Source organism: gamma proteobacterium SS-5, from assembly GCA_009497875.2.
In the GTDB taxonomy this organism is placed as follows: Bacteria; Pseudomonadota; Gammaproteobacteria; order Chromatiales; family Chromatiaceae; genus Magnetovirga; species Magnetovirga frankeli.
The window spans coordinates 537,664-549,223 of record CP032508.2 but is presented as its reverse complement, the minus strand read 5'-3'; the positions used below and the strand labels follow the sequence as shown (position 1 = coordinate 549,223).

Sequence of the window (11,560 nt, the reverse complement as noted above, 5' to 3'; positions counted from 1 at the left end):
CCTGTCGTATCAGAATTTCCGGTTGCCCATGACAATGTCGCCGATGCCGCCGAGCAGGGAGCCCTCGCCCACATCACGGCCGCCGCCCTGGGGCGCGGCGGCAAGCATGCGCCCGGCGAAGCGGGAGAAGGGCAGGGATTGCAGCCAGATCCGCCCCGGCCCGCGCAGTTGGGCGAAAAACAGCCCCTCGCCGCCGAACAGGGCGGTCTTGATGCCGCCGGCCTGTTGCAGGTCGAACTGGACGCTGTCCTGCATGGCCACCAGGCAGCCGGTATCCACATGCAGCACCTCGCCCGCGCCGAGCTGGCGCTCCATCAGCGCGCCACCGGCCTGGACGAAGGCCATGCCGTCGCCCTCCAGCTTTTGCATGATGAAGCCCTCGCCGCCGAACAGGCCGGTGAGTATTTTTTTCTGGAAATAGATGCCGATGGAGACCCCCTTGGCGGCGCACAGAAAGCTGTCCTTCTGACAGATCAGCCGACCACCGGTTTCACCCAGATGGACCGGCATGATGTTGCCGGGAAAGGGGGCGGCAAAGGCGACATGGGCCTTGCCATGCCCCTGGTGGGTGAACACCGTGGTGAACAGGCTCTCGCCGGTGATCAGGCGCTTACCGGCACCGAGCAGCTTGTCCATGAAGCCCTCATCCTGACCGCCGGAGCCGTCGCCGAACAGGGTGGTCATCTCGATGCTGGCATCCTTGTACATCATCGCCCCGGCCTCGGCCACGGCGCTCTCGCCGGGGTCCAGTTCGATCACCACGTACTGGCTCTCGTTGCCGAAGATCTCGTAGTCGATCTCGTCCGAGCGGCGGGTCAGGGCGTGCTGGGCCTGGGTCACCGGCGGCGGTCCGCCGCTGCTGCCGTGCAGCTCGCCAATGTGGTTGATCGGCAGCCAGTCGGCCATGCCGCTGCGCCAGGCAAAGCCGTCGCTATCCGATTGGGCGCGCTGGCGTGCCTCGGCCAGGTCGAAGGGGCCAATCTGCTGGCCGTCGTAACTCAAATACCAGTCTGCCATGGGGGCTCCTGTGGGTTAGGCTGAGCCGCCAGCCATCAGCGGCCAGCGGTTTGGCTGAAGGCTGGCCGCTGACGGCTGGCCGCTTTAAACATCCAACTGCTCCGGCAGCAGGGATTGCCTGCCGTATTCCAGGTGCAGGCCGGCCTGGTAGAAGAAGTCCACCAGGTCGGCGTCCAGTTCCTGATCCTTGACCATGAAGCCAATGATGCGCATGGCCTCTTTCAGGGTATTGGGGCGCTTGTAGGGCCGATCCGAGGCGGTCAGGGCCTCGAAGATATCCGCCAAGGCCATGATACGCGCCTCCAGGCTCAGTTGCTCCGCGCTGAGTCCCTTGGGGTAGCCCTTGCCGTTGAGCTTTTCGTGGTGGCCACCGGCGATCTCCGGCACCCGCCGCAGGCTCTTGGGGAAGGGCAGGGCCTCCAGCATCTCGGTGGACATATAGGCGTGGTGGTTGATCTTGGCCCGCTCCTCCAGGGTCAGGGTACCCTTGCGGATGGATAGATTCTCTACCTCGTTCTCGCTCAGCAGGGGGATCATCTCGCCATCCCGATGGAGCCAGTGCCTGGCGATCTGCTGGACTCGTTCTATATCCTCATCGCGCATGAATTCGCCGCCGAAGTTGGCGTTCTCCAGAAAGGCCAGGTCGGCGCGGGCCTGGTCTATGGCCTCCTGGGTGCGCTCGTCGATGTCGTTCAGGTCGTCAAACCGGGCACCCTGGCGCAGCAGGTCGAGCTTTTGCCGGTCGGCATCGCGCTCGATCTCGCGGATATATAGCTCAAACCGGGTGCGTACCGTCTCGATGCGGTCGTAGATGGTCTCCAGCTTGGTGGACTTGTCCATGATGTACTCGGGGGTGGTAATCTTGCCCACGTCGTGCATCAGCCCGGCGATGTGGATCTGGTCCAGCTCCTCGTCACTGAAATGGACCTCCTGGTAGGGGCCACTGTCGGCCTGATTCACAGCCCTGGCCAGCATCATCGCCAGTTGCGCGACCTTTTGTACATGGCCGCCGGTGTAGGGGGATTTGTCGTCGATGGCCCGGGCGATGGCGTCGATGAAGGAGTCGAGCAGCTTGCGCAGGTCCTGGATCAGCTGCACGTTGGTCATGGCTATGGCCGCCTGAGAGGCGAGCGAGAGCAGGGATTTTTCGTCCTCCTCGCTGAACGGGGTGACCTCGCCGCTATCCGGGTCGATACGGTTGAGCAGCTGACAGACGCCTATCACCTGGTTCTCGTAGTTGCGCATGGGGATGACCAACATGGAACGCGATCGGTAGCCGGTCTTGGCGTCGAACTGGCGGGTGCCCTCGAAGTTGTAGCGCTCATCGGCCAGATAGACATCGGCGATGTTGATGGTACGGTCTTCCAGGGCGCACAGGGCCGCGACCATCTCACGGTTGGGCTCGCCGTCTGCCTTATACAGGGGCAGGTCGGGCCAGCTGATGGCCTCCCCGGCCCCGCCCATCTTGATCCCCAGGGAGCGGGTCTCAACCACCCGAAAGTGCAGGTAACGGGCATCCTCGCTGGTGACGTAGAGGGTGCCGCCATCGGCGTTGGAGAAGCCCATGGCCTCGGTCAGGATCATCTCCAGCAGGTGATCCAGCCGGGTCTCGGAAGACAGCGCCGCGCCGATGCGGTACAGGCTCTGGATGTGGTCATTCTGCCGCCCGACATAGGCCTGAATGGTCTCCAGCACGCCGCTCAACAGGGCATTGACATCGGTATCGCTGCTAATCGCCATGGCTCGCTTCACTCAGGGTGTGAGATGGATAGTCTGCTCGCTGAAATTTGCCTTTCCTTGACAAGATTAGTCTAATTTTTGCGTAACTACTCGCTCCCTCTCACCTTCAAGGAGAGCATCAAATTCCCCCTCTTGCAAAGGGGGGAGGCCAACCTCCGTCAGGCAAACGCGATCATGAATCCCGCCCTCGGCCTCGGCCACGGCGCGGAATACGGCGCGGCCCTTGTTCAGGGTCTCCTGCCATTCCAGCTCGGGCTGGGAGTCGGCCACCACCCCGGCACCGGCCTGGATGTGCAGCTGGCCGTCCTCGATCACCGCCGTGCGGATAGCAATGGCGGTGTCCATGTTGCCGTTCCAGCTCAGATAACCGACGGCGCCGGAATAGATGCCGCGCTTGACCGGCTCCAGCTCGTCGATGATCTCCATGGCGCGGATCTTGGGCGCGCCGGACACGGTGCCGGCCGGGAAGGTAGCACGCAGCACGTCCATGGCGCTCAGGCCGGCGCGCAGCCTGCCGGTGACATTGGAGACGATGTGCATGACGTGGGAATAGCGTTCCACCACCATCCTATCGGTCAGCTGCACGCTGCCGATCTCGGACACGCGCCCGGCATCGTTACGCCCTAGGTCGATCAGCATCAGGTGCTCGGCCAGCTCCTTGGGGTCGGCCAGCAGCTCCGCCTCCAGGGCCTGATCCTCGGCCTCGGTACGGCCACGGTGGCGGGTCCCGGCGATGGGGCGCACGGTGACCAGGCCATCCTCCAGCCGGGCGAGGATCTCCGGCGAGGAACCGACGATATGCAAGCCGCCCAGGTTGAGAAAATACATATAGGGCGAGGGATTGAGCCCGCGCAGGGCACGGTACAGGTCCAGGGGGGCGGCGGCAAAGGGGATGCTCAGGCGCTGGGACAGCACCACCTGCATACAGTCGCCGTCCAGGATGTAGTCTTTGATCCGCGCCACCGCCTGCTTGAAGCCCGCCTCGGTGAAGCCGGAGACAAAGTCCGTTTCGCCCACCTCGCGCTTCAGCTCCAACCGATGGCGCGGCGCGCCGCGCTGCATCTGCGCCACCAGCCGATCGATACGCTCGCGGGTGCTCTCCAGGCTATCGCCCCGGCTGGGGTCGGCATGCACGATCAGATACAAGCGCCCCTTGAGGTTATCGAACACCAGCACCTCGTCTGAGACCATCAGCAGGATATCCGGCGCGCCTATGGCATCGGGCTTGGTACAGAGGCCCAGGCGCGGTTCGATGTAGCGGATGCAATCGTAGCCAAAATAGCCCACCAGACCGCCATTGAAGCGGGGCAGGCCGGGGATCTCGGCGGCCTTGAAGCGGGCCTGGAACTGCTCGATGAAGGCCAGGGGGTCGGCCACCTCGTGTTGTTCGATCAGGCCATTATCGTCCTCCAACCGCACCTGCTGGCCATACACCAGCAGCCGGGTGCGGCAGGGCAGGCCGATGATGGAGTAGCGCCCCCACTTCTCACCGCCCTGCACCGACTCAAACAGATAGGAATAAGGCCCATCGGCCAATTTTAGGTAGGTGCTCAGCGGGGTGTCCAGGTCCGCCAGCACCTCGCAGGCCACAGGGATACGGTTGTAGCCCTGCTTGGCCAGGGCGGCGAATTGTTCAGCGTTCATGGGTTGGCCTATGGGTAAAGCGGATTATCCAAATTAAGGGCATTTAGCCACAGAACCACAGACGACTTTCATCTTCTGGGATGGCCGCCTTGCCCCATGATCGTTAGGTTGATGACCTTGGCTCAGGGCCTGCGCCGCTGCACTGTCTTTGTCTTCGGGGCCTTGGGCTGGCTCGGCGGACTGGCAGGCTGGCCGTCGGCCGCAGCGCGTTGGGCGGCGGCCTGCTGCTTGGCACGTTTGACCATGTGCAGCACCATGGGCAGCATCAGCAGGCTGCCAATGATGACCAGAAACCAGTTATAGCCCGGATAGAGCTGCTCGGGGTCAAGAAAAACGCCAGGGTCTGCGGTCTCGATAATGCCCAGGGCGGTCATTAGGGCACCGACCAGGTCCAGCAGCAGGAGGTTGATGGGTACGGGAAAGGTGGATTTGGCCATGGTGGTTTCCTCGCGGTTTGAGAGAGATTAACCTGACCCGGCGAAGCCGGGACAAAAGGACACAGAGGACCCAAAGAAGCGCAAAGATCACAGAGTTGGTTCAAGTGAGTTACCTATCAGACCGGGCTCACCTGGAAGGTGTTGAATGTTCGCTTTCCAACACATTGATTTTTCTCTGTGTACTCTGTGGCTCTGTGGCTCTGTGGCCAAATACTCTTTTTAGGCTGACCGGGTCAAGAATAAAGTCTGGCTGCCATTATCCCACCCAGTAAGTGGCGACGCCAATTTCCCGCAACCCCGAACCTCAGATACAGGGGCGGCAGAAACGCTGGTTGAGGTCCATGGAGTTGGGTAAGGGAAGCCGACACGCAATCCTGGCTATGGACCGGGACTGCCGCTGGGGACTGAGATTTTCAGGGAAGGTGTTTTGTGCAGTGCAGATGGATATAAACCAAACAGTAATTTCAGGTTCTGTTTGGTTATTCAATGCGTTGGGGAGAAATTGGAGCGGGAAACGAGACTCGAACTCGCGACCCCAACCTTGGCAAGGTTGTGCTCTACCAACTGAGCTATTCCCGCTGGGATAATGTGCGGCGTATTCTAGTCGGCCCGAGGGAATTGTCAAGCCTCTGCAACAAAACAATCAGGCTTGGGTCTCGTTGCGCATCAGTGCCGGCCAGGCGGCGCGCAGGTAGAGCAGCATGCTCCATAGGGTGAGCAGGGTGGCCAGGTAGAGCAGGACGTAGCCCACAGTGTAGCTGGGAACTACGCCCACCGGGTCGCGGTAGATGAGCAGCAGTATGGCGACCATCTGCACGGCGGTCTTGACCTTGCCGATGGTGCTCACCGCCACCTGGGCGCGCTCGCCCAGCTCGGCCATCCATTCGCGCAGGGCGGAGATGGTGATCTCGCGGCCAATGATGACCAGGGCCGGCACCGCCATCCAGGGTGCCGGGTCGCGCTGTACCAGCAGCACCAGGGCGGCGGCCACCATGAGTTTATCCGCCACCGGGTCGAGAAAGGCACCCAGGGCCGAGGTCTGCTTCAGCTTGCGCGCCAGCCAGCCGTCCAGCCAATCGGTGAGGGCGGCAATGGCGAACACCAGGGCGCAGGCCAGGTAGGCCCATTTTGTCGGCAGATAGAACAGCACCACGAACACCGGAATCAGGCCGATGCGCAGCAGGGTAAGCAGATTGGGTATGTTCATGGGCTGTCCCCTTCGCCGTGAAAGGCGTCATAGATCGACCGAGCCAGGGCGCTGTTGATGCCCTCGACCCGGCTCAGGTCCTCGATCCCGGCGCGGGCCACCCCTTGCAGGCCGCCAAAGGCCTTGAGCAGGCGCTGGCGGCGCTTGGCACCGACCCCGGCAATGGACTCCAGTACCGAGACCGTGGCCGCCCGGTTACGCCGCTGGCGATGGCCGCTGATGGCGAAGCGATGGGCCTCGTCGCGGATCTGCTGCACCAGGTGCAGGGCCGAGGAGTCGGCGGGCAGTATAGTGGCGGTCTCATCGCCCCACAAGAACAGCTGCTCCAGCCCCGGCTTGCGGTCGGCGCCCTTGGCCACGCCCAGCAGCAGCACATCGACCAGGCCCAGCTCGGCCAGCACCTCGGCCGCCCGGCCCAGCTGGCCCTTGCCGCCGTCGATGAGCAGCACATCCGGCAGGGCCGCCTCGCCCGCCTTGAGCCGGGTGTAGCGCCGCTGCAGGGCCTGGTCCATGGCGGCGTAGTCATCCCCCGGCGCTATGCCCTCGATATTGAAGCGGCGGTAGTCGGACTTGAGCGGGCCGTTCTGATCAAACACCACGCAGGAGGCCACCGTCTTGCTGCCGCCGGTGTGGCTGATGTCAAAGCACTCCAGCCGCTGCGGCGGCTCTTCCAGCCCGAGCACCTGGGCCAGGGCGGCAAGGCGCGCCTCGGTGCCCTCCTTGCGCGCCAGCCTGGCCTGTAGCGCCAGCTGGGCGTTCTGCCGCGCCATCTGCAGCCAGCGCGCACGATCGCCCCGGGGGTGGCAGCTGAGCTGCACCCTATGTCCGGCCTGTTCGCTGAGCACCTGCTGCAGCAGCGCCAGCTCCGTCGGCGCATGGCTGAGCAGCAGCTGCGCCGGTGCCTGGCTGCCCAGGTAATACTGGCTGATGAAGGCGCTGAGCACCTGCTGCTCGTCCTCCTCGCCGCCGACACGGGGATAGAAGGCCTTGTTACCCAGATTACGCCCGCCACGGATGAAAAACAGCTGCACGCAGGCCTGGCCACCCGCGCAGTGCGCCGCGAGCAGGTCCAGATCGCCCTTTTCGTTGCTGACGTACTGGCGCTCCTGGATGCGCTGCAACAGCGCCACCTGATCGCGCAGCTGGGCGGCTTGCTCGAACTCCAACGCGGCGGCGGCCTGCTCCATGCGCGCCACCAGTCGCTCCACCACCTCGTTGGCGCGGCCCTCCAGAAACAGGCTTACATCGGCCACATCGCGGCCATAGTCCTGCTCGCTGATCAGGCCGACACAGGGCCCGCTGCAGCGCTTGATCTGGTATTGCAGGCAGGGCCGTGAACGGTTGCGGTAGGTGTTCTCCTGACATTGGCGCACCGGGAACAGCTTCTGCAGCAGCTGCAGGGTCTGACGGATGGAGCCGCTGTTGGGATAGGGACCGAAGTAGCGCCCGCCCTCACGCCGGGCGCCGCGATGGGAGCGCAGGCGTGGAAAGGGGTGGTCGGTGAGGTGGATGTAGGGATAGCTCTTGTCATCGCGCAGCAGCACGTTGTACTTGGGCTTGAGGTCCTTGATCAGGTTGTTTTCCAGGATCAGGGCCTCGGCCTCGGTGTGGGTCACCAGCACCTCCATGCTGGCGATCTGCGCCACCATCAGCTGGATGCGCCGGCTCAGGGAGCGGGTAAAGTAGCTGGCCACACGCCGCTGCAGGTTCTTTGCCTTGCCCACATAGAGGCAGTTACCCTCGGCGTCCAGCATGCGATACACCCCCGGACGCGGGGTCAGGGTCTTGACGAAGGCCTGGGGATCGAAGGGGGTCTCGGCTGGGCTCATGGGGGATTATCCTAACCCGGCGAGGCCGGAACCCAAAAGCTGTCACGTCCCGCTAAATCTATGTCAGCCCGAGGAGCCTATCGGATTTAGGATACACCTACTCCACCGGCGGGAGAATGGCCTAAAATTCCCCGATTTTTGGTTGCTTAGGTACACTATGCGCCTCAAAATCATGGAAATTTGTGCTCGCTACGGGCACCCAAACCCAACAGGCTTCACGAAGGCCTTGCCCTCCCTGGCGACTGGATTCCGGCAATCCATGCCGGAATGACGTGTGAGCAGTCATGGGCTGAGAAGAATTGCAAGCTCTTCGTGCTTTGCGCTTCTTTGCGTCCTCTGCGTCCTTTTCGATCCGGTTTATCAAGCGTCGATACGGCGGTATTTGATCCGGTGTGGCTGGTCGGCTTCGGCCCCCAGGCGGCGTTTTTTGTCGGCCTCGTAGTCGGCGAAGTTGCCCTCGAACCAGACCACCTCGGAGTCGCCCTCAAACGCCAGGATGTGGGTGGCGACGCGGTCGAGAAACCAGCGGTCATGGCTGATGATCACGGCGCAGCCGGGGAAGGCGAGGATGGCCTCTTCCAGGGCGCGCAGGGTTTCCACGTCCAGGTCGTTGGTCGGTTCGTCCAGCAGCAGCAGGTTGCCTCCGGTCTGCAGCAGCTTGGCCAGGTGCAGGCGGTTGCGCTCGCCGCCGGACAGGTCGCCGACGCGCTTTTGCTGATCGGCACCCTTGAAGTTGAAGCGCGATAGCCAGGCGCGGGAGTTCAGCTCGTACTTGCCGATGGTGAGGATCTCATGGCCGTCGGAGATCTCTTCCCAGGCGGTTTTCTTGCCATCCAGGGCATCGCGGGACTGATCGACGTAGGCAATCTGCACCGTCTCGCCGATGCGCAGCTCGCCGCCATCGGGCTGCTCCTGGCCGGTGATCATGCGGAACAGGGTGGTCTTGCCGGCACCGTTGGGGCCAATGATGCCGACGATGCCGCCCTTGGGCAGGTTGAAGCTGAGGTCCTTGTACAGCAGCTTGTCGCCGAAGGACTTGCTGATGCCCTTAGCCTCCACCACCAGGTCACCGAGGCGCTCGCCCGGCGGTATGTAGATCTCGTTGGTCTCGTTGCGCTTCTGGAATTCCTGGCTCTGCAACTCGTCGAAGCGGGCCAGGCGCGCCTTGCTCTTGGCGTGGCGACCCTTGGGGTTGGAGCGCACCCATTCCAGCTCCTGCTTCATGGTCTTGATGCGGGCAGCCTCGGACTTCTGCTCCTGCTCCAGACGGGCCTCCTTCTGCTCCAGCCAGGAGGAATAGTTGCCCTCCCAGGGGATGCCGTGGCCGCGGTCCAGCTCCAGAATCCAGCCGGCGACGTTGTCGAGGAAGTAACGGTCATGGGTCACCGCCACCACGGTGCCGGGGTAGTCGTGCAGGAAGCGCTCCAGCCAGGCGACGGATTCGGCATCCAGGTGGTTGGTGGGCTCGTCCAGCAGCAGCATGTCCGGGTTGGACAGCAGCAGGCGGCACAGGGCCACGCGGCGGCGCTCGCCACCGGACAGTGTGGTGACATCGGCCTCCCAGGGCGGCAGGCGCAGGGCGTCGGCGGCGACTTCGAGTTTGCGCTCCAGATTGTGCCCATCGGCGGCCTGGATGATGTCCTCCAGCTTGGCCTGCTTGGCGGCCAGGGCATCGAAGTCGGCATCGGGCTCGGCATAGGCGGCATAGACCTGATCCAGCTCGATCATGGCCTCCTTCACATGCCCCAGGGCCTCCTCGACATTGCCGCGCACGTCCTTGTTGGGATCCAGCTGCGGCTCCTGCGGCAGATAGCCGATGTTGATGCCCGGCTGCGGCCGCGCCTCGCCTTCGATGTCGGTATCCACCCCGGCCATGATGCGCAGCAGGCTGGACTTGCCCGAGCCGTTGAGGCCGAGCACGCCGATCTTGGCGCCGGGGAAGAAGGACAGGGAGATGTCGCGCAAGATCACCCGCTTGGGCGGGACCACCTTGCCGACGCGGTTCATGGTAAAGATGTACTGGGCCATGGGTATCCTGGAGGTTGCATGTTGAATGGGATGCAGAGGGCGCAGAGAAGCGCGGAGGACGCAAAGTTTACCTGTTCAGTAGCGCAATCGACACTCTATTAACTCTGCGCTCTTTGCGCTGCTCTGCGCCCTCTGCGTCCTAACTTTGGATTTCAGCTGAGGGGTTCAAGGCATCATCGGATTCATGATGGACATGGGGTTGGCGATCTTGCGCATGTTGCTGCGCATCACCCCCATGCCGCCCTTCATCTGCAAGATGTTCAGGTCGATGTGGGTCATGGCACCGCCGAGCAGGCCCATGTCGGCCTGGATCAGCTGCATGTCATCGCGCAGCTGGTCCATGTTGCCACGGGTGTTGGGCAGGCGTTGGGCGATGTTCTCCATGTGGTCGTGGATCGGCTGCATGTGGCGGATGTGCTGGTCAAAGCGGCCGACGATCTTGGTGATCTTGCCCATATCCTCATCCACCGTCACCAGGTTCTCGTACATGGAGTCCATGTTGGTGACTATCTTGCCCAGATCGGTGTAGAGCACGCGGATGTAGTAGATGTTCAGGGTGGCCAGCACCACCAGCAGCAGGGAGACAACGATAATCACCAGGTCGGTTACCTGAAAGCTGCTGTCGCGCTCGTCCAGGTGAAACTGGGTCTCCTTGCCCAGCCGGGCCATGACCTCGACTATGGCGCGTCTTGGGTCTTCTTGCATGATCATTGGTCCTTGTTGCTGGAGTAACTGCTCAGGCCGTCAACCCCCGGCCCCGGATGGAGCGGGGGCAGGGGGCTGGGTTGTGGATTGCCCTATTGAAAGGGAAACATCTTGTTCAGGCTACGGGCCGGTGCGCCAAAGCGGTGCACCTCATGGGTGATGCCCTGCATCTCGCGGTTGATTTGATCCACATTCAGCGCCATCGAGCCTACCCGCTGCCGCACCAGGCCCAGGTTCTGGCGGATGCCGTTGACGGTGGCATTCATGTCGTTCATATCGGTATCTATGGCCGCCATTTCCTTGTCCATCAGGGCCATCTGCTGGCTTATCGACTCCATCAGCCGCACCTTCTGCTCCATGGTGTCCATGTGCAGGCTGATCTGCTGCATGTTGCTGGAGATGACGCGGAAGTGGCTGTTGATGTCCCCCACCACGCTGGCAATGCGGTTGACCTGGGAAGACAGGCTGAGCAGCAGGATGAGGATGGAGATGGCGATTACGCCGAGGATGATGACGCCAGTGCGGATGCTGTAGTTGAGCCGGTCGCCGAGGCGATTCTTCAGGTCGATCTGGCTCAGCACTATGCCCTCAAAGGAACTCAGGGCCCTGAGGTATTGTTGCTGGAGCACGTCTTCAGCGCTGCTCTTCTGGCCGTTGGGCTCGTCGGTCATCGCGGTGCGGTTCCCTTTCCAAATAAGTACGAGGGGCGAGTTTAGCCTCCCTGCAAACAGGTTGAAAGCCCGAATGCCAGTTTCATCCCAGACCGGGTCCAACCGGGCCGAACCGGCGCTCCCCCAAGACAGCGCCAGAATCCATCAGAGAATCAACAGATGGGGTATTTTCCGCCAATTTGTTGTAGGCTTACAACTTTCTGACGGGCCTTGCCTGGCCCGGCCAGCAGATCTTCGACATCTGCCATTCAAACAATAATCTGCATCGCTCCTGCAGCCCTG

Annotated in this window: 9 protein-coding genes and 1 tRNA gene; all 10 read right to left on the bottom strand. The window is 62.6% G+C overall.

Going from position 1 to position 11,560, the window contains the following annotated elements; all coding sequences use genetic code 11:
* Window positions 1-9: 9 nt before the first annotated feature.
* On the bottom strand, window positions 10-1,017 hold the full coding sequence (locus D5125_07820) for a TIGR00266 family protein (protein ID QFY89404.1): 1,008 nt from the start codon (window positions 1,015-1,017) through the stop codon (window positions 10-12).
* 84 nt (window positions 1,018-1,101) lie between these two features.
* Window positions 1,102-2,757 (bottom strand): HD domain-containing protein, encoded by a 1,656-nt coding sequence (locus D5125_07815; protein ID QFY89403.1) that lies wholly within the window; start codon window positions 2,755-2,757, stop codon window positions 1,102-1,104.
* Between the two features lie 66 nt (window positions 2,758-2,823).
* Window positions 2,824-4,401 (bottom strand): anthranilate synthase component I, encoded by a 1,578-nt coding sequence (locus D5125_07810; GenBank protein ID QFY89402.1) that lies wholly within the window; start codon window positions 4,399-4,401, stop codon window positions 2,824-2,826.
* A 122-nt stretch (window positions 4,402-4,523) separates the two neighbouring features.
* A complete protein-coding gene (locus tag D5125_07805) occupies window positions 4,524-4,838 on the bottom strand; it encodes a hypothetical protein (protein QFY89401.1) in 315 nt (104 codons plus the stop codon).
* 503 nt (window positions 4,839-5,341) lie between these two features.
* Window positions 5,342-5,417 (bottom strand) — tRNA-Gly (locus D5125_07800).
* Window positions 5,418-5,481: 64 nt separating this feature from the next.
* The gene (gene pgsA / locus D5125_07795; GenBank protein ID QFY89400.1) at window positions 5,482-6,045 is read right to left on the bottom strand and encodes a CDP-diacylglycerol--glycerol-3-phosphate 3-phosphatidyltransferase; all 564 of its coding nucleotides are present in this window, start codon (window positions 6,043-6,045) and stop codon (window positions 5,482-5,484) included.
* Window positions 6,042-7,874, bottom strand: coding sequence for an excinuclease ABC subunit UvrC (gene uvrC, locus D5125_07790; protein QFY89399.1), 1,833 nt, complete (start codon window positions 7,872-7,874; stop codon window positions 6,042-6,044). The genes pgsA and uvrC overlap by 4 nt, the downstream gene beginning before the upstream one ends.
* Window positions 7,875-8,234: 360 nt before the next feature.
* Window positions 8,235-9,902 (bottom strand): energy-dependent translational throttle protein EttA, encoded by a 1,668-nt coding sequence (ettA, locus tag D5125_07785; protein ID QFY89398.1) that lies wholly within the window; start codon window positions 9,900-9,902, stop codon window positions 8,235-8,237.
* A 165-nt stretch (window positions 9,903-10,067) separates the two neighbouring features.
* On the bottom strand, window positions 10,068-10,607 hold the full coding sequence (locus D5125_07780) for a translation initiation factor 2 (protein ID QFY89397.2): 540 nt from the start codon (window positions 10,605-10,607) through the stop codon (window positions 10,068-10,070).
* 92 nt (window positions 10,608-10,699) lie between these two features.
* The gene (locus tag D5125_07775; GenBank protein QFY89396.1) at window positions 10,700-11,278 is read right to left on the bottom strand and encodes a translation initiation factor 2; all 579 of its coding nucleotides are present in this window, start codon (window positions 11,276-11,278) and stop codon (window positions 10,700-10,702) included.
* Window positions 11,279-11,560 lie beyond the last annotated feature (282 nt).

What these genes read in the sequence shown, in the direction of transcription:
- D5125_07820 (QFY89404.1), bottom strand. Translation starts at nt 1,017, where the DNA reads ATGGCAGACTGGTATTTGAGTTACGACGGCCAGCAGATTGGCCCCTTC.
- D5125_07815 (QFY89403.1), bottom strand. Translation starts at nt 2,757, where the DNA reads ATGGCGATTAGCAGCGATACCGATGTCAATGCCCTGTTGAGCGGCGTG.
- D5125_07810 (QFY89402.1), bottom strand. Translation starts at nt 4,401, where the DNA reads ATGAACGCTGAACAATTCGCCGCCCTGGCCAAGCAGGGCTACAACCGT.
- D5125_07805 (QFY89401.1), bottom strand. Translation starts at nt 4,838, where the DNA reads ATGGCCAAATCCACCTTTCCCGTACCCATCAACCTCCTGCTGCTGGAC.
- pgsA (QFY89400.1), bottom strand. Translation starts at nt 6,045, where the DNA reads ATGAACATACCCAATCTGCTTACCCTGCTGCGCATCGGCCTGATTCCG.
- uvrC (QFY89399.1), bottom strand. Translation starts at nt 7,874, where the DNA reads ATGAGCCCAGCCGAGACCCCCTTCGATCCCCAGGCCTTCGTCAAGACC.
- ettA (QFY89398.1), bottom strand. Translation starts at nt 9,902, where the DNA reads ATGGCCCAGTACATCTTTACCATGAACCGCGTCGGCAAGGTGGTCCCG.
- D5125_07780 (QFY89397.2), bottom strand. Translation starts at nt 10,607, where the DNA reads ATGCAAGAAGACCCAAGACGCGCCATAGTCGAGGTCATGGCCCGGCTG.
- D5125_07775 (QFY89396.1), bottom strand. Translation starts at nt 11,278, where the DNA reads ATGACCGACGAGCCCAACGGCCAGAAGAGCAGCGCTGAAGACGTGCTC.